The sequence below is a fragment of the Sorangium sp. So ce281 genome (genome assembly GCF_051527395.1).
Lineage (GTDB): Bacteria > Myxococcota_A > Polyangia > Polyangiales > Polyangiaceae > Sorangium > Sorangium cellulosum_B.
In genome coordinates this window covers 10,489,728-10,507,865 of the sequence record NZ_CP150322.1, presented here as the reverse complement: position 1 = coordinate 10,507,865, position 18,138 = coordinate 10,489,728, and the positions used below count along the sequence as shown (strand labels likewise).

General features: G+C 68.4%; 9 protein-coding genes and 2 pseudogenes. 4 read left to right on the top strand and 7 right to left on the bottom strand.

Going from position 1 to position 18,138, the window contains the following annotated elements; translation table 11 throughout:
* Positions 1-21 precede the first annotated feature (21 nt).
* On the top strand, positions 22-2,250 hold the full coding sequence (locus tag WMF27_RS40185; RefSeq protein ID WP_437763630.1) for a hypothetical protein: 2,229 nt from the start codon (positions 22-24) through the stop codon (positions 2,248-2,250).
* A 48-nt stretch (positions 2,251-2,298) separates the two neighbouring features.
* On the top strand, positions 2,299-3,387 hold the full coding sequence (locus tag WMF27_RS40180) for a CBS domain-containing protein (RefSeq protein ID WP_437763631.1): 1,089 nt from the start codon (positions 2,299-2,301) through the stop codon (positions 3,385-3,387).
* 932 nt (positions 3,388-4,319) lie between these two features.
* Here WMF27_RS40180 and WMF27_RS40175 read toward each other — a convergent pair.
* A pseudogene (locus WMF27_RS40175) lies at positions 4,320-7,469 on the bottom strand (type I restriction endonuclease subunit R); the annotation flags it as partial.
* Between the two features lie 14 nt (positions 7,470-7,483).
* A complete protein-coding gene (locus tag WMF27_RS40170) occupies positions 7,484-8,320 on the bottom strand; it encodes a restriction endonuclease subunit S (RefSeq protein ID WP_437943443.1) in 837 nt (278 codons plus the stop codon).
* 226 nt (positions 8,321-8,546) lie between these two features.
* Here WMF27_RS40170 and WMF27_RS40165 point away from each other — a divergent pair, with 226 nt between their 5' ends.
* On the top strand, positions 8,547-9,935 hold the full coding sequence (locus WMF27_RS40165; RefSeq protein WP_437763081.1) for an IS1380 family transposase: 1,389 nt from the start codon (positions 8,547-8,549) through the stop codon (positions 9,933-9,935).
* Between the two features lie 170 nt (positions 9,936-10,105).
* Here WMF27_RS40165 and WMF27_RS40160 read toward each other — a convergent pair.
* The 3 genes and pseudogenes from WMF27_RS40160 to WMF27_RS40150 all read right to left on the bottom strand — a co-directional run.
* Positions 10,106-10,558: pseudogene (locus WMF27_RS40160) on the bottom strand (restriction endonuclease subunit S); the annotation flags it as partial.
* Positions 10,548-12,410 carry an N-6 DNA methylase gene (locus WMF27_RS40155; protein ID WP_437763633.1) on the bottom strand — a complete coding sequence of 621 codons (1,863 nt, stop codon included), beginning with the start codon at positions 12,408-12,410 and terminating at the stop codon, positions 10,548-10,550. The pseudogene WMF27_RS40160 and the gene WMF27_RS40155, both read right to left, overlap by 11 nt.
* A 528-nt stretch (positions 12,411-12,938) precedes the next feature.
* Entirely contained in the window at positions 12,939-13,805 is an 867-nt protein-coding gene (locus WMF27_RS40150; protein WP_437763634.1) for a hypothetical protein, read from the bottom strand.
* Between the two features lie 339 nt (positions 13,806-14,144).
* On the opposite strand from WMF27_RS40150, the gene WMF27_RS40145 reads away from it, so the two are divergent.
* On the top strand, positions 14,145-15,332 hold the full coding sequence (locus tag WMF27_RS40145) for an RNA polymerase sigma factor (RefSeq protein WP_437763635.1): 1,188 nt from the start codon (positions 14,145-14,147) through the stop codon (positions 15,330-15,332).
* Positions 15,333-15,342: 10 nt separating this feature from the next.
* On the opposite strand, the gene WMF27_RS40140 is transcribed toward WMF27_RS40145, so the two are convergent.
* The gene (locus WMF27_RS40140; RefSeq protein WP_437763636.1) at positions 15,343-16,953 is read right to left on the bottom strand and encodes a hypothetical protein; all 1,611 of its coding nucleotides are present in this window, start codon (positions 16,951-16,953) and stop codon (positions 15,343-15,345) included.
* 9 nt (positions 16,954-16,962) lie between these two features.
* Positions 16,963-18,051 carry a PEGA domain-containing protein gene (locus WMF27_RS40135; protein ID WP_437763637.1) on the bottom strand — a complete coding sequence of 363 codons (1,089 nt, stop codon included), beginning with the start codon at positions 18,049-18,051 and terminating at the stop codon, positions 16,963-16,965.
* Positions 18,052-18,138: the final 87 nt, after the last annotated feature.

Genomic DNA, 18,138 nt, shown 5'->3' with positions numbered 1-18,138 from the left:
CTCTATGGTATGCCGATCACGATGGTAGATCGCGCGAGCACGCAGGGCCCCTCGGGGGCAGGTCCTGTCCCCAAGCCAGCCGAGTACGACCTCTGGTTCGACGAGAGCGGGCGGTTCATCGAGACATCGACGCGATCCGGCGAGCGGAACCGAACCCAGAGATTCCCGAGCCAGCTCGCCGGGCTCCTCGTGCGGCGCGGATCACTTTCCCACGGATCCGCGGAGGTCGTGCTCGAAGAGGCCCATAGAGCCGCCAAGCTCCGACTCGGAGAAGAGGTCCACGGCACGGAGATCCCGCAGGCCAGCTTTGAGCCGCTCATCGAGAAGCTGATCAGCGAGATCCGCTCGCGCGGCTGGCAACCCGTCCGGCTCGTGAATCGCGAAGGAGTGAGCTATGGCGACCGCGTCGCGACCTACACGCGAATGGTTGCTGAGCTCATCCTGCGTGTCCTCCGTGAGCTCTCGGCGCGCGGAGAGCCCTGCGTCGATCTCCGCGTCCATGGGGCGCTCGTGGTCATCGCCGAGGATGCGAGCGGCGCTCCCGAGCTCCTCTCCGAGGCGGAGTACGATGAACGCATCCAGGAAGCCATGACGTTCATGGCCGTACGCAGGGGCGTCGCGAGTGAGCTATCGGGCTGGCGTGTATCGGGCATCAAGCTGCTTTCGGGCAGGCGACGGCGTGAGCTCCAGATCTGCGACCTCATCAGCAACGCCAGCCACGCGTCGTTCAAGCGACTTGGACCCGAGGTCCGCCACGCGCTCGAGTCGGCCTTTGGTTCGTTCGACCAGACCCTCGTCATCCGCGAGCTTTTCGAGCGCGTCGACGATCTCGTGCGAGAGCTCTCGTTCGGTCGGGCGCTGATGCTCCTCGCAGAGTCCGCCATCGATCCGGCGCAACCCGCCAGCGAGGGATCACGCCAGCGACTTGGCGCGATCGTCGGTAGGCTCGCTGCACTGGGCGCGCGGATGCGCGATCCTGAGCTCGCGGCGCTCGTGAACTGGCTAGAACAGGTCATCGAGCACCAGCGATCGCTGGAGGACGGCAGGAAGCTCGCGGCGTTCCTCGCGCAGGAGGTCGAGGTCCCGCTCCGGAAGCGGCTTGAAGCCGCCGGGAGCGCCAGCGCGCTCGACTGGTTCACCTACGCGCTCCAGCGCTGGGTCCTCACCGCGAGCAATCATCTCGGCGATCTCATCGGCGCGAAGAGCGCCGCGGCGAAGCTCGACGGGCTCACCTCGGCGCTGACGCACCGCTGGGAACATTCTCCTCTCCTCATCCAGGGCATGATCGCCCAGGCCGTCCACCGTACCGACTGCTTCGCGTTCGACGACGCCGCGGCGCGCATGAAGCTCGTGGCGGACTACTACCGCGAGCTCTCGGGCCTGTTCTCTGCGGCCATGCCGGACGTGTTCCCCGACCGAATCCGATCGACCGCTCGCGCCGAGGCTCTCGGCACGTGGCTTCAGAGCGAGACGTACGCCGGGCTGCGTGATGCCAAGCGGATCGACGTTGCGCGTCAGCTCAGCGATGAGGCCATCGCAGAGTTTTCCACGGACGACGACAAGGCTCGGCAGCGGCAGTACCGGTGTCAGATCGAGACCGTCGCCGGCGATTTCGCCAAGGCGCGAGAATTTCTCGCAGAGAGCCTCGGGCTCGCCAACGCGACGCACGATGCGATCGGCAAGGCGATCGTCGGCCTCGACAATCCCTACGCGCAGGGCTTCGCGCTGCTTCACTGGTTGCGCCTGGGCCGCGCGGCGTCGATGTTCCTCGGCGCAGAGAGGGACGATTTCCTCGCCGCCGTGCGGGCCTGGAAGGTCTTCGGCCTTCCGTGGCTCACCGGTGGGTACGATGACTATCCCGTGCATGGGATTCTACGGCAGGCGGCCGGCATCCATGCGATCCTCAACGCCCCCGCGGACGTGCTCGGCAGCCTCACACACCTCAGGCGAGCGCGCGCGGGGCTCGTCCTGTCGACCATCGTCCTCGCGAGCACCGCGGAGGTTGCTGGTCTCTTGTGGGCGAGGCACCGCAAGGACGCAGAGCGCTTTCTCGACAACAAGGACAAGGAGCGTCCGGGAGCCCTTCAGCTCCTCCAGGCGCTTGGTCATGAGGCGCGCACCGGCGTGTCCGAGCTCTGGGCGGTATTCGAGCCCTGGGAGCCAACGATCCAGCGAGTCTTGGCCGGCGGGGCGGCGCAGCACGATCCGAGAGACCTGCTTCTCGGACTGGCGCGGGTGGTACCTTACTGATGCGGCTCGTATCACGCGTATCTCTCAGAGGAGAGCAAGGAGCTTCCTGTGGTCGATAAGCGCAGAGAACTCGACGGGCTCGAGGCAGTCGCGGAGCTAGTCCGTCAGGGGGAAGAACCGGAGATCACCGGCCGGCAACTGCTGAGCTGGTTTGGTGCCGCCCGGCGTGGTGCACGGGTAGTCGCCCGCATCGATGGTGAGCTCCTGAGGCTCGGGCTCATGACCGAGCCTGACTTCAAGGACGTGTGGGTCGATGTAGCCATTCGCGTGAGACCCGTGAGCGCGCAGGCGACCGACTCCGAGGGCGAGAATCCGGCGGAGGCAAGAACCGCCGATCACCCGGCGGATCCACCTGCCGCCACGACCAGCTCCGCCTCACCGTCTGGGCAGTCTGAGGTCAAGAGTACCGGAGCGAGCGATCCGATTCCCCGGATCGGTGGGTTGCCCGCCGCGAGCAAGCCGATCGTCTCGGTGCGGCCAGGGACGTCGCTCAACGAAGCGATGACGCTCATGATGCTCAGGGATTTCTCGCAGCTGCCGGTCCTCCAGAGCGAGCGAGAGTGCAAGGGGGCCATCTCCTGGCAGAGCATCGCCACGGCTACGGCGCTCGGGGAGAAATGCGAGACGGTCAACGATTGTATGTCAGCAGCCGAAGAGGTCTCCTACGACGTCGGGTTGCTGGACACCATCCCGAAGATCGCGGCCGCCGGCTTCGTTCTCGTGCGCGGCCCCGATCGCACTTTCCAGGGCATCGTAACTGTCGCGGATCTCAGCCTTCAATTCCGAACGCTGACCGAACCGTTCCTCTTGCTGGGGCAGATCGAAAACATGCTTCGCATCCTCATCGCTCGCAGCTTCGATCCCGGTGAGCTCCAGCAGGCTAAGAATCCCGCGGATACGTCACGTGTCATCAACTCCGTTTCGGACCTGAACTTCGGAGAATACGTAGCTTTACTGGAGCCTACCAAGTCCTGGCCGAAGCTGGAAGTTCGATTCGATCGAGGTCCTTTCCTTGCGGATCTGAGGAAGATTCATGAGCTGCGCAACGACGTGATGCACTTCGACCCCGACCAGCTCGGGGACGCCGAGATGGCGCTGCTCCGAAACTTCGCTGTCTTCCTGGAGCGCGTGCTCTGACGACATGGGCTCGCGCCTCATGCCGGCACGACCATCTTCACTTTGCGGTCCGACCTGACCCCGAGCAGCTCAACCTTCGCCCCTGGGCTCACGTCGAGCACGCGCGCCATGAACACTTCGGGCGCACCGTTCCTCTCTGCCACCGCGCACATTACCAGCGGCGCTAGCGGAAGGGGGGGCTTTCCATCCCGCAGCAAGTAGCACCAGCTCTTTTCGAGCTTGCCCGGGATCTCCCGCGGCACGATCCGAAACGGGTCCGTCGATCCCTGGTGGATGCGGACGCTGCAGGTGCTCGTCCCCTTCGTGAAATCCAAATCTAGGATGGCCACTTGCGACACGAGCTCGCACTCGGATAACGGCGCCAGCGCCTCCTTGATGCGCTTCCACAGCGCGTGCAGCGGAGCCTCGTCGCGCGCCACGGCTTCTTCGGAGGCGACGACGGCGTGTGCGAACGTGTTGCGATCGGGCACGACGTCGGTTGTCAATTCCCTTGTCAAGGCGGACTGTTTGCCATCGGACGTCACCAGCATGCGAGCTGCGCGCACGATGGGGTCGGTGGACGATGCGGGCAGCAGGGCTGCGAGCTTCCACGCGAGCTCCAGCCAGGTCCCCATCGAGATGGGCTTACCCAGGGAGTCCTTCAGCAGCGCCAAGGCCGTCTCAGGCAACTTCCCGCCCGCTCCTTCTTTCAGAAGCCCGAGCTCCGCTGCCACCAGGAACGTGAGCGTCCGTTCCACGCCGTCACGGCGCGTTTTCACGCGCAGCACGGCGGTTTCCTGGCTTTCTACCAGGCTGTCAAAGACGGCGATCGGGTACGGCAGCGGCTTCGGCAGCGCGGGGGCGGCCGGCGTCACGACGGGGGCGGGGACCTCCGCCGGATCGGTCCAGCTTCCCAGCTCTCCCGAGGCCTCGGAGCCGCCTTCCACCTCGTTGATCCCGAGCAGCTTGGCCTGCTCGAGCACCGTCTCGGTCGCCTTAGGCGCTGCGTCGGGTGGGTAGCCGTGGTCCCGGAGGAGGCGCTTCACCAGCCGGCGCAGGTTCGCTTGCACCGACCGCTTGTGCGTCCAGTCCAGGGTCGCGTTCTTCCGCACCAGCGCGGTGAGCTCCCGCGCCATCTGGGACAGCGCCTCGTCGCCGAGCTTCTCCACCGCGCTCCGGTTGTCGGCGAGAGCCTCATAGAAGGCTGCCTCCTCCGGGGACAGCGACAGCTCCGCCGGCCGCTGATCGGCGGCGGCCATGGCCTGCGCCAGCTCGATGAGCTCCTCGAGGACCGCCGCGCTGTCGATCGAGCGGTTCCGGAACCGCTTCAGCGCGCGCTCGAGCATCTCGGCGAACGACTTGCCTTGCACCAGGCTGCGCCGCGATCGCGCCGTGACCTCGTCCTCGAGCAGGCTCCGGAGCAGCTCGGCCGCCACGCGCTTGAGCGGCATCTTCCGGATCTCTGCGAGAAACGCCTCCGACAGGATCGACAGGTTCGGCTTGGCTACGCCGGCCGCTTCGAACACGTCGACGACCTGACCGGGCACGATCGCGTTCTCGACGATCTCTCGGATCGCGTGCCCGAGCTCGTGTCGCTGCAGGCGTCGGGACGAGGTGAGCTTCACGAGGCCCGCCTTGACCGCCTGGAAGAACGCGACCTCGCTGCGGATCGCCTCGCATTCCTCGTCGGGCATCGCCAGCGAGAACGCGTTCGAGAGATCCGTCACGCCCTGCAGGAAGCGGTCGTAGCCGTCCGGCGCGCGTTTCTTCTTCTTGCCGCCCTTGCCCTCGCCATCGCCCTGCGGCGCTCGCAACCCGAGCACGTGCTCGCGGGCGCGGGGCAGCACCGCCAGGCGCTCCTCCGGACCGCCCTCGAGGAACGGCCTGTAGTCGAAGCCGTGGAACAGGTCCTGACAGACCTCGAGCGTCGCCTTCATCTTGGCGATCTCTTCGGCTTTATCGGTCGTGGGCTTCCCCTTGCCGCCGCTCTCCGTATAGGCTTTGACCGCTTGCTTTAGCGACTCTTCCAGGCCGAAGTAATCGACCACGAGCCCGCCCGGCTTGTCGCCGAACACCCGGTTCACGCGGGCGATGGCCTGGAGGAGGCTGTGCCCTTGCATCGGCTTGTCGACGTAGAGCGTGTGCATGCAGGGCGCGTCGAAGCCGGTGAGCCACATGTCGCGCACGATCGCGATCTTCAGGGGGTCGCTGGGATCTTTGAAGCGCTCGGCGAGCCGCGCGCGTCGTGCCTTGCTGCGCACGTGCGGCAGGAGCTCCGGCGCATCCGCGGCCGAGCCCGTCATCACCACCTTGATCGCGCCGCCGTCGTCGTCGTCGTCGTGCCACGCCGGCCGCAGCGCCTTGATCGCGTCGTGGAGCTCGACGCAGATCCGGCGGCTCATGCACACGACGAGCGCCTTGCCCTGGATCGTGCCGAGCCGCTTCTCGAAGTGCGCCACGAGATCCGCCGCCACGAGGCCGATGCGCTTGCGCGTCCCGGCCACGGCCTCGACCGCGGACCACTCCGACTTGAGCGCCTCCTTGTGGTCCGCCTCCTCCCCTTCGGTCACCTCCTCGAAGGCGGGGTCGATATGCGGGCGCTCGTTCTCGTCGAGGGCGAGCCGGGTTTGGCGGGCCTCGTAGTAGATCGGGACGGTCGCCTTGTCGTGGACGGCGCGCTGGATGTCGTAAACGCTGATGGTGTCGCCGAAGACCTGGACCGTGCTCCGGTCCTTCAGATCCACCGGCGTGCCGGTGAAGCCGATGAACGACGCGCCGGGGAGCGCATCGCGCATGTGGACAGCGAAGCCCCATGTCTTCTTGCCGGTCTTCTCGTCGACCTTCTCCTTGAAGCCGTACTGGCTCCGGTGGGCCTCGTCGGCGATGACCACGATGTTCCGGCGGTCCGAGAGAGGCTTTCTCCGCTCGCCGCCCTCCGGGAGGAACTTCTGCGCGGTGGTGAAGTAGATGCCGCCCGAGGTGGTGGTGAGCAGCGATCGGAGGTGCTCGCGATCTTGCGCTTGCTCCGGCTCTTGCCGGAGGAGCGCCTTCGCCTGCGCGAACGTGCCGAACAGCTGATCGTCGAGGTCGTTGCGGTCGGTGAGAACGACGATCGTCGGGTTCTGCATCCTCGGATCGCGCACGAGCTTCCCGGCGTAGAACACCATGGTGAGGCTCTTGCCCGAGCCCTGGGTGTGCCACACGACGCCGATCCGCTGGTCGCCGCCCTCGCCGGACGCGGCCACGGTCTTCTCCACGGCCAGGCGCACGGCGTGGAACTGGTGGTAGCCGGCCAGCTTCTTCACGATCCGGCCGCGATCGTGCTCGAAGGTGACGAAGCTCTGGCACAGATCGAGGAAGTGGTGCCTGGCGAAGACCCCGGCGATGAGCACCTGGAGCGGCTGGCTCCCGGCGGGCTCGTCCTTTTCTCCGCCGATGGTGCGCCATGGGGCGAAGCGTGAGAATGGCGCGGAGAGGGGGCCGATCCGGGCGTGGACGTCATCCGAGATCACGAGCACGCAGTTGGTGACGAAGAGCGAGGGGATGTCTCTCGCGTACGTCTGGAGCTGGTTGTAGGCGTCGCCGACGTCGGCGCTCGGGGACGTGGGGTTCTTCAGCTCGAGCACGGCGAGCGGGAGGCCATTGACGTACACCACGATGTCGGGCCGGCGAGCCTGGCCAGTGCCGGTGGCGCGGTCGACGACGTCGAGCTGGCTCGTGACCATCCAGTCGTTCGCGGCGGGATTCTTGGCATCGACGATCCGCACCAGGACGCCGCGCATGCGGCCAGCTTCGCCTGCAACTTCGACGGTGATCCCGTGGGCCAGCATCCGGTGGAACGTGAGGTTGTTCTGAAGGAGCGTGGGCGCGTCGTGACGGCGGAGGATCCGGATCGCTTCGTCGATGGCCTCTTGCGGGGCGCCCGGGTTGAAGCGGTCGAGGGCTGCGCGGAGGCGGCCTTCGAGGATCACCTGATCGACGGCGGCGCGTTCCTGGTAGACGCTCTCCGGGTCGAGGTTGTCGCGGTCGAGGACCTCGTAGCCAAGGGTTGCGAACCAGGAGAGAGCGGCCTGTTCGAGATCGGACTCGGTGGCGTAGGTCATCTGGGCTCCTGGGGTCAGAGGACGGTGGAGGCGATCTTTTCGGCGTCCTTGATGCGGATCTCGCCGGAGATGAGCTTGGGGAGGAGGGCGTCGCGGAGCTCGGCGAGAGTGGAGGATTGAAGTGAGTTGAGAAGCATGGTGTCGAGGCAGGGGCCGGCCTGTTGCTCAAAGGCATTTAGTATGGCGTCGCTTGGTGTCGGAACTGCCAGGTGCTTCATGTCTTGTGTGGTTACATGCCCTAGTCCGGTTGTCTGTTTGTTTCGGGCTATTTCGGCAAATTTCGGCCGTAACCAACGTAGCAAGAAGAATACGAATACTCGCCAACGACGATTTTCTGTGACTACCTTAAATATGTGTTGATTTAACCAGGCGTCGCCACCGGCCCACAGGAATGTGTCGATGGATGTATCCGGATTGCCTGACCAGGAAAAGAGTACGTCGCCTGTGGTGATCTTGTATTTTTCGCCTGGGCTCGAGCGGGTGAACTTCGTCTGTCCTGTGATCCCGGATTTGAGCTCCGCGATCTTTACGATTGGAAGCCCTGATCGATCGGCAGAGAATTCAAAGTCACGATAGGCTGCTCCGTTGACGTATGTTGCGCACTCGTAGACGGATCGCGTCGCCCATGTCTGCGGGATCTCGCCTAGAGATCCTGAGTGTTGAAAGCCAGATGGGAAAAGGTTCGCTGTTGTTGCATCCATCCCGATCGGTTGACGGCCTTCGCTCTTCGCTCGCACTGGATCGAAATCGACGAACCAGCTCTTGAAAAGCGTGCGGGCTATAGCCTCGAGTGTCTCACTGGTGCGCTGGTTGAGTTCGATTTGATCGTCGAGCGCGCCGATGATGCTCAAGATGCGTTTCTGCTCCTTTATGGAAGACAGAAGAACGTGGAACGCTTTGGCTTCTGGATAGTAGATTGTTTGATGGGTGGTTCCGCTTGCGAAGTAGCAGAGGCTATCTCGCTCCGCTAAACGTGGATTTCGCGCCTACGAAGCCGATCTGAGGCGTGAGAAATCCGTCGTCGTAAACGGAAGTCCTTGAAAGAAAGGCTCGGCGTGGCGACCCGTCCGGGTTGCTATGACCAAACGAAGGCACACGCCGAGCACCTCCAAGGTGCGTCGACGCGAGTTCGGGTTCAAGAGGAAAGGCGACGGGTGGCACCCGGGGCGAATCCGGCGGCCAGATCCTGCCGGGATTCACGTCGAGCCCACGGAGAAGAACCTGACGGGCGTCGCAGGGCTTGGCCCCTTCGGCGCCTTCATCCGCGAGCTCGGCATCGACGCGGCCCTGAGCCGCAGGTTCTCCCGGCTGAAGACCGGCCGCACGGTCATCTACCCGATGGCTGCGCAGATGCGCCTGCTGATGGACAGCGCGCTCGCCGGCGAGGAGCGCGTCTTCGGCCTCGAGGCGCTCGCCGTCGATCCGCTCTTCGTGCGTCTCGCAGGCGGCGTCGTCCCGAGCATCGACACCGTCTACCGGGACCTGTGCCGGTTCGATGAGGAGGCGCTCGACGCGCTGCACAGCATGGTCGTCGACCACGGGCTCGCCCTCGTTGCTCGCCGAAAGCACCGGTTCGTGCACATCGACGTCGACACGACCGTGGAGCCGCTCTTCGGGATGCAAGAGGGGGCACTGCCGGGCCCGAACCCACGCTATCGCGGAAGGCCGAGCTATCATCCGATCCTGGCGCGCATCGCCGAGGTCGAGGCCATCGTCGGGGCCAAGCTGCGACCGGGCGACACGAGCTTCGGCGAAGTCGATGTGCCCTTCGTCGAGGAGTGCATTGACCGGGCGCGCGCCGCAGCGCCGAGCGCGGCCATCTACGTGCGGATCGACGGCGCGGGGGATTGCAGCGCCTTGATGCACGCCGTCGCCGCGAAGGGATGCTTCTTCCTGACCAAGGCGCGGATGAGCCCCGATCTGGTGGGCAGGGTCGCGTACGCCACCGGATGGCGTACCGTCGACCGGGATGCCGACGGTCGTCCTCGACGGCAGGTGACCGAGGTCCCCTTCCGGCGCAGCGGTTGGCCGAATGGAGTCCGCGTGATCGCCGTACGCACACGCGATCGGGACAACGGCAAGCAGATCTACCTCTGGGAAGGCCTCGACTACACGGTGCAGGTCTTCTTGACCAACGAGCCGGTCGAAGCGCCCGAAGACGTCGCGGCGCGGTATGACCTGCGCGCGGGCATCGAGCCGCTCATCGGCGATCTCAAGCACGGCTGGGGATGCGGTCGCGTGCCGAGCCAGAGCTTCAACGCCAATCATGCCGCGCTGCTGCTGAAGCTGCTGACCGCCAACCTGATGCGCCGGTATGTGCTCGACCATGTTCCGCACCTCGCGAGCTGGCGAACGCCGTGGCTGCGGCGCGCGCTGATCCTCGTCCCTGGAAGGTTGGCCCGCTCGAGTCGGGGCACGAAGCTGCACGTGCCGGAGCGCTCGCAGCTCGCTCGCCGGCTCAATTGAGCCCGGAACCAGCCGAATTCATGGTGGGGGTAAGGGGGACGTGTGCCTTCGCGGCGCGCTGAGCGCGCCCGATTGTAATCGACGTCGCATTCGTCGGTGGAACGCCGCTCGCGCGTCGCCGTCGGCCCACTCGTGCCCCGTGGGCGCGAAATCCACGCTAAAAGAATATATTTGAGGAATTCGGGTTCAAGCAATGGGCCACAGACCCAGTTGACGAAGTCCTGGCTCGTTGCCATGGGGCGGCCCATTACGACGACATAGCCGACAGAGGCGGTGCGAGATAGGCATACTGTTCGCTCCGGTAGGAGGCGTGCTGATGAGTTTGCAAGACCAAGGTCGGAAATATGTTGATATGTATCGGTTATGGTACGGCCGTGATTGTCGACGGCGTCCTTGATGCCGATCCACGGGACTCCACCGTTCCAATATTCTGAGTGTTTTCGACTTGGAGTATGGCCGCTCTCGAGCTGCGCGACTTCACTAAGAGCAGTCCAATTCCGACCTGGTAGGCATCGCAGCTCTGGACGTCCGACAGATAGCGCAAACCTTCCTGGAATGACGCCTTGGGTGGCCTCGCGCCCCTTGGTGCGACTGATGCGCGCTTTGAACTCGCTAGCCTGCATATCCCAGGCTCCTCAGACCCTTCTTGATGAGCTTCTCTAGTTTTGCCCCCTCGGTGAATTGCTCCTCCAGCTTCGCCACGAGGCGCTGTATTTTGTCCTCGAACGGCTCGTCGTCATTCTCAGCGGCCTCTGCTCCCACGTATCGCCCCGGCGTGAGCACATGCCCATGTGTGCGGATTTCCTCCAACGTTACGCTCTTGCAGAACCCCGGCACGTCGGCGTACCTCCCGGCTTCCTGCTGACCCCGCCAGGCATGGTACGTCCGCGCGATCCGCGCGACGTCCCCCTCTGACCCCTCGGACAGCTCCCGGTGCGTCCTGTCGACCAGCGCCCCCAGCTTGCGCGCGTCGATGAAGAGCACTTCTCCCCGCCGATCCCGGAACCGTTTATCCTTCTTGTTCCGCGCCAGAAACCACAGGCACACCGGGATCTGCGTCGCATAGAAGAGTTGCCCCGGCAGCGCCACCATACAGTCGACCACGTCCCCCTCGACCATGGCCTTCCGGATCTCCCCCTCGTTCGACTGCTGCGATGACATCGACCCGTTCGCTAGCACCACCCCGGCCACCCCGCGCTCCGGGCTCAGGTGGTGCAGAATGTGTTGCAGCCACGCGAAGTTCGCGTTCCCCACCGGCGGTACGCCGTAATCTCTCCACCGCACATCCTCGCGCAGCAGCTCCCCGCCCCAGTCGCTCACGTTGAACGGCGGGTTGGCGAGCACGAAGTCGGCCTTAAGCCCCGGGTGCAGGTCCTGGTGGAAGCTGTTCGCCCACGTCGGGCCGAGGTTCGCCTCGATGCCGCGGATGGCCAGGTTCATCCGGCAGAGCCGCCAGGTCGTCGCGTTCCACTCCTGCCCGTGCACCGAGATGTCGCGCGCGTTACCCCCGTGCGCCTCCACGAACTTCTCCGACTGCACGAACATCCCGCCCGAGCCGCAGCACGGGTCGAAGACGCGGCCCTTGTACGGCTCGAGCATCTCCACGAGCACGCGCACCACCGACTGCGGCGTGTAGAAGTCGCCGCCCAGCCGTCCCTCCGCCGACGCGAACTTCTTGAGGAAGTACTCGTACGCGCGGCCGAGCAGGTCCTTGGTGTTGTGGCCGGGCGCAGCAAGATCGATGTCGCTCATCGTGTCGATGAGCTTTCCGAGGCGCTCCTTGTCGACGGCGGGCCGGGCATACTCCTTCGGCAGCGTGCCCTTGAGCGGCGGGTTCTCCTTCTCGATGACCTCCATGGCCTTATCGATGCGGACCCCGATGTCGGCCTCCTTGGCCGCCTTTTGGAGCGCCGACCAGCGCGCCGCCTTGGGCACCCAGAAGACGTTCTCGGCCTCGTACTCGTCCTTGTCCTCGGGATCCGCGTTCTTCTCGGCGGAGAGCATGGCGTAGCGCAGCTCGAAGGCGTCGGAGATGTACTTGAGGAAGATCAGCCCGAGCACGACGTGCTTGTACTCGGCCGGGTCCATGCTCCCGCGCAGGGTGTCCGCCGCCTCCCACAGCTTCTCCTCGAAGCCGAGCACCGCGGCGCTGCCCGCGGACGACGCCTTGCCCTTGGTCCCGCGGCGCGGGGAGGGCGGGGGCTCCGAGCTCTTTTCCGGTGCCTTCTTCGGGATCTGCGCGGCGGGCTTCTCGAACGGCAGCTCGAGAGCTGCTGCCGGGGCGGACCGGCGGGCCTTCGGCTTGCCCAAGACGGCGTGGAGCTTGGCGATCTGGCCCTCGTTGGGGGTGACTTTGCCGGTCTCCCACTGCGAGATCTGGGCCTGGCTCACACCGGCCTGCTCGGCGAGCCGGGCCTGGCTGAGGTTCCTCTGCTTACGTGCATCGGCGAGCCATGTGGCGAAATCGGATGGCATGCGCCCCTTATACCAGGGGCGGAGGGCTCGCCTGAGCGGCTGCTGGTCGCGGGGGCAGCTTCCGTTGCGACTGGGCTCACCCTGGCGGGGCGGGGCGGCGCGGCTCGGCCAGCGCCATCGCAGTGAGCGCGATGGGTAGGGCCGGCCTTCGCGTGACGGTGGCCACGAAAGCGCAGAGCCGAACGTTCGGGCCGAGGCCGAAGCGGTCGGACCGGGCTCCGAGCATCGATCTCGACAGCCGGAGGGCGGTCCGAACGGCTAGGAGGGATCAATCTCGAAGGCCGGCCGGCGGTCCGAGCCGCTAGGAAGCATCGATCTCGACATGCGCGGGGCGGTCGGACCGGGCTCCGAGCACCGATCTCGACAGCCGGAGGGCGGTCCGACCGCCCCGCGCATGTCGAGATCGACACCAGCGAGGCGGTCGGACCGGGCAGGAGCGATCTCCGCGTCGCGGAGCACCCCGGACAGGGACCGGAACAGCGGCCCGCGCGCTCGGAGCTGCGCGCTCCGGTGCCCCTCCGTCGCGCGCTACTCCTCCGGCGCCCCGCTCCCTTCCGCGCCCGAGCCGCCTTCTTCGGCGGGTTCTCCCACCGTCCCCTCCTCCGCTGCTTCCTCCTTCACCGGCCCCGCGCGCCGCGCGCCGCCCCGGCTCGCGAACAGCGACGGCGCGATCGCATCATGGTCCCCCTCGGCCCAGCGCAGGTACGTGACCCCGCGGCGGCACTGGTCATACGCTCGCACGAGCAGCGTGAACGCCCGCGCGCGCCGGTCCGCCGGATCGGCCGCCTTGGGCGCCGGCAACCCCGGCTGGTTGCGCGCCCCGAGGGCCACGAGCAGCTCCGGGCCGAGCTTCGAGGCGCGCTCGACGTCCGCCCACTCCACCGTCGTCCTGTTCTTCACGGCGTCCCACGCCTCGCCGAACAGCGCGCCCAGCGCGACCAGATCGTTGGCCGTGTCGAGGTGGCCGTTGCCGCTCCGGATCTCCGCGACGCGGCCGGCGTCGACGAAGCCCTTGTGCGCGAGCGCCTCCGCCGCGACGAGCAGGTCGGCGCGCAGCGCGGACGCCTCGTCGAGGAGCGGCTTCATCCCGTCCTGGCCCGGACCGGCGGGCAGCGCGAGCAGGTGCGCGTACCAGGCGCCGAGCGCGTAGCTCATCAGCTTGTCCAGCGCCTCGATCGGGAACCTGGGCAGCTCGTCCACGAAGCGCGCGCGCAGCGCCTTGAGGTGCGGGACGGCGCCCACGGCGACGGCGACCGCGCGCGGGATATCGACGTTGATGGGGACGACCTTCTCGACGCGCTCGAGCTCGGGCTCGATCTGCGCAAACGCCTCGGCAGCTTCGTTCGGCGCGCTCGGCTTGGCCGGCGCTGACTTCTTTTGTCTCGGTCTCGCCACGATTCCTCCCTTGCGGCCGGGATGGCTGCCCGCTGAATGCGGACATGGGCTATTCGTGCGAACAGCCCAGCGTCATCTCGGCCATCGGGCATCCTATCCGGAGGCGCTGGCAGCATGTCAACGGCCAGCCGCCAGCGCCGCGCGACGGATTCTTGCCTCAGCCGCTCGATCCGCGCTCGGGGCGAAGCGCTCGCTCCCACGCGTCGCGGCCAGAGGCGGAGGGCAGCCGATTCCGTGACGAACCGGAGCGCCCGAACGCAATCCATGAGGCGAGGGCTGCGAGATGCGATGACGCGGAGGCCGCGGAGGCCTCCCGTCGCGCGTGGAGGTGAGGTGGCATTGGAACCAGAGAGAGCGCTCTTCGAAGTCATTTGGCGAGACCATCGCGACGTCCTCGCCACGTACCTGCTGCGCCTCGGCGTGCAGCGGCAGGACCTGGACGACCTGATGCAGGAGGTGCTCCAGGGCGCCTACCTCGGGCTGCGCCGGTTCAACCCCGAGCTGGGCACGCTGCGCGGCTGGCTCATCGGCATCGCCATGAACCATTTCTCGCACTACCGGCGCCGAGCCCATCGCCGCCGCGAGGTGCTCTGGTCCCCTCGATGGTTCAAGCCCCTCCGGGCGAGAGCGCCGAGCTCGGAGTCCCGGGCCATCGACAACGACCGCCACGAGGCGCTCGACGCGCTGCTCGCCGAGCTGCGCCTGGACCGGCGCTGCATCCTCGTCGCGCACGACGTCCTCGATCTGGACATGCGCGAGATCGCCCAGGCCCTCGGCATCCCCGTCAACACGGCGTGGAGCCGCCTGCGCCTTGCGCGCCGGGATCTGGAGGCCGCCGATGCGCGGCGGCGGGCTCGCTGCCGCCGGCGCGGTTGGGACGAGGCGCCCATGATCCTCCCAGCCCTTGCCGCCGGCGGGCAGCCGGTGTCGCCGCTGCGCGATGTGCTGCGCGACCGCATCGGGGACTGGCTGCTGCGCCGCCTCGGAGACCTGGGCCTCGGCACGCCCACGAGCGCAGGCGCCTGGGGCGCCTCCGCGCTCGGCAGCGCGAAGCCCCTCTGCGCTGTCGCCGCAGGGGCCGTGCTGGCGGCCGGCGCCCTGCTGCCGCCCGCGGAACCGGAACCGGCGCACCCTCACGCCAGCGCCGGCGTCCACGCGGCGCTCGCCCGGCGTGCTCCCGCCAGCGCGCCGGCGGCACGAGGGCCGTACGACGGCACAGCGGAGCGCGCAGAGCCGCGCACCGAGGCAGAGCCGCACACAGCGACGGAAGTGCGCGCCGGAGATGCGGCAGCAGCGACCGCGAACACGACCACGCGCCGCGGTCGCGATCGTCCCGGCGACGGTGGTGCGCGCCTCGCCGAGGAGCACCGGCTCATCGAGGAGGCCGCGGTCGCGCTGCGAGCCGGCCACCTCGCCGAGGCCGCCGAGCTGCTCACGCGCCACGCGCGGGGGTTCCCGCGGGGACAGCTCGCCGGACGGCGCGAGGCGCTCCTCCGCGAGCTCGGCGCCGGCAGCTCCACCCCATGATGAAGCCCGCCTACTGAAGGAAGCCGAGCACCTCGGCGCCCGTGCCGTCCTGCCCCGCCAGCTCGATCATGTCCGGCCGCCCGCCCGCTCCTCCCTTGCCCGGCTCGCCGAGGCGCAGCGCCAGCGTTCCCAGCGCCTCCGGAGGATCCAGCAGGTACGCGATCCCGATGGACGGGCCGCCCAGGCCCCCGCCGCCGTGGCCACCGTTGCCGCCCTGGCCGCCGCGCCCGCCGTCGCAGCCTCGCAGCGAGCCGCTCCGCGCAGCGCCCCCGCTGCCACGGCTGCCGCCCTCTCCCCCGATCTGGCCAGCGCCGCCGTGGCCACCGTTGCCGCCGTTCGCGGACGACAGATCCATATCGTGCAGCGTGACGCCGGCGCTCAGGCTGATCAGCGCGATGCTCGCGCCCCCGTAACCGCCACCCTCGCCGCCCTTGCCCCCGCAGCCGCCGCCGCCGCCGGAGCCGCCGCTGGCGCCGCCCTTCGGCGTCACCGGCGACGTGCCGCAGTACATGACCCCGCCCAGCGTCCCGCCGCCGCCCCCGCCGCCCTGGCCGGAGATCCCCGCCGCGCCGCTCGTGCCGTGGATCCCCTCCCAGCCCGCTCGCGTGATCATGCCGCCGCGACTGGCCGCCCTGCGGCCATGCGTGCCATGGCGGCCCGAGATGCCCTGCACCCCGTCGGAGCAATCCGCACCTCCCGTCTGGCCCTGCCCCGCGCGCCCCCAGTCGATGGAGCTCGATGACTGTTCCGGCAGACCGTCGCGCCCGTCGTCTCCGCTGCTGACAGCGCCGTCGCCGCCGGAGCCCCCGAGCGAATCGATGTCGTCGCACGTCGTGGTGACCGACGGCGCTCCCGGGACCACGTCGGCAGAGCACGCATCGCCGCCGCGGAGGCCGTCCGCTCCGCCCGCGGCGGGGCCGTCTCCGCCGTCCTCGCCGTGCGCGCCGGGGGCTCCGTTCCCCGCGACGAGCGCGCCGCGGAGGAACGTCAGGGTTGCGCCGGGCAGGACCAGCGCCGCGATCGAGGAGCCGCTCGGCTGCGCGGCGTCCGCGGCCCGCGCGAGCACATCCGCGACGATCGACGTGCCGCTGCCTCCCTCGATGCGCAGCGGGATCAGGCCCGGCGCCGGCGCGAGCACGGCCTTCGCGCGGTCGCCGACGAACGCCCAGCCGCGCGCGCAGTCGAGGCCTCCCCAGATCTGCGTGCCCGCGGGGACATCGACGGCTTCGGGGAAGATCTCCGCGCAGGCGTAGACGCGCCGCGCGCCCTGGCGTGAGCGCTCGATCGCCCGGCGCACCGTGCGCACCGGCAGCGTGCGGGTGCCCGGGTTCGCGTCGTCCCCGAGGCTGCTGCTCACGAACACACCGCAGCCGTCCCTGGGCACGGCTTCGCTGGGATCGTCGCCGCAGGGGAGCTCGCCGGGGCCTCCTGGCGCGCCCGGGGCGTCAGGCTCGACCTCGGTCTCCGGCGCGGAGGGATCGCCGCACGTGACGTGGTCGGCGCAGTCGTAGGGGAAGCACCCGCACACGCTGACCGCGCTGCCGCACCCGACCGCCGCGCTCGCGACAACGCCGAGCGCGCAGCGCACGGCGGCGTTCCACCCTGGTGTGCCCCCGGTCACTGGAGCACCCTACCACACCGTCTGGAAGGTCACGCTGGGCGAGAGCGCACCGGCGGCGACCGGCTCGACGCGGATCGTGGCGCGCAACGGAGTGTCCGGTGCCCACCAGTACGACGATACCGAGAGCGCTCCGAGCGCGCCGCTCGCGATGAGGACCGCGACGGCCGCCGCGCCCACGCTGTCGCGCCGCGCGATGAGGAACTCCTGGTGCTTGCACGCCGAGGGGAACTCGGTGCCGTTGCACGCGCCGCTCCCGCCGCGAGCGCGGAGGCTCGCGGCGCGCTCCTCGACGACGCCGTCGAGCACGCCCGCGGCGACCCAGAAGCCCACGCCGACGATCACGCCCGAGATGGCGGTCCCGAGGGCGATGGTCCGCAGCGTGCGGGGCGTCGCGCCGGCACCATTGGCCGGCGCGGGCGCGGTGCTCGCGCCGGTTGCTTCGGGCGATGGCACCGGGGTAGCCGTCCTCGCCAGGAGGGTCAGCGTGACGCTCGTCGAGGCTCCCCGCACCGCCTGGATCGCGGCCACGGCGTCGGCATGGTCGGAGAGCCTCGCGCGGATCGTGTGCGGTCCAGGCTCGACGAAGACGACGTGCGTCGGGCGCGGCGCGCCGAGCGGCTCGCCGTCGAGGAGGACCTCGGCGTCGCGGGGGCTCACCGCGAGGAAGAGCGTGCCGACCTCGCGCTCGGCCTGTTTCTGTGCGGCCTCGAAGCGCATCTGCTGCTCGATGGAGAGCGCGCTCCGGTGCTCCAGGCTGAGGTGGAGGTGCTCCGCCGCGTCGCGGTGGTCGCCGAGGGCGAGCTCGCACAGGCCGAGCTCCCCGAGCACCTCGGCGCGCTTCGCGGGGGAGGGCTTCGGGCCGTGATGGTCCGCCAGCGCGGCCCGGTAGGCCTCGACGGCCTCGGCGAATCGGCCGGCGCGCCGTGCCTCCCCGGCACGATGGAGGGCATCGCGCGCGCCCGCTTCTGCGGCCAAGGGCGTCGGGGCGGCGGATGCCGGAGAGCGCCCGGAGGCGTCCGGCTCCGCCGATGCGGGCACGACCCCCAGCGTGAGCGCAGCGCTCAGGGCGAGCGACGGAGAACGGCGGCCGAGGGACATGGCCGCATCCTATCGTGTGTCGGGCGGCTTACGGTGTCCTCGCTCGACGAGGATCGACCGAGGTTCCGGTCGCGCCGGCGGGTCGCG

Coding starts and splice junctions, on each gene's coding strand:
- WMF27_RS40135 (WP_437763637.1), bottom strand. CDS start 18,051: ATGTCCCTCGGCCGCCGTTCTCCGTCGCTCGCCCTGAGCGCTGCGCTC.
- WMF27_RS40155 (WP_437763633.1), bottom strand. CDS start 12,410: ATGCCATCCGATTTCGCCACATGGCTCGCCGATGCACGTAAGCAGAGG.
- WMF27_RS40185 (WP_437763630.1), top strand. CDS start 22: ATGGTAGATCGCGCGAGCACGCAGGGCCCCTCGGGGGCAGGTCCTGTC.
- WMF27_RS40165 (WP_437763081.1), top strand. CDS start 8,547: ATGACCAAACGAAGGCACACGCCGAGCACCTCCAAGGTGCGTCGACGC.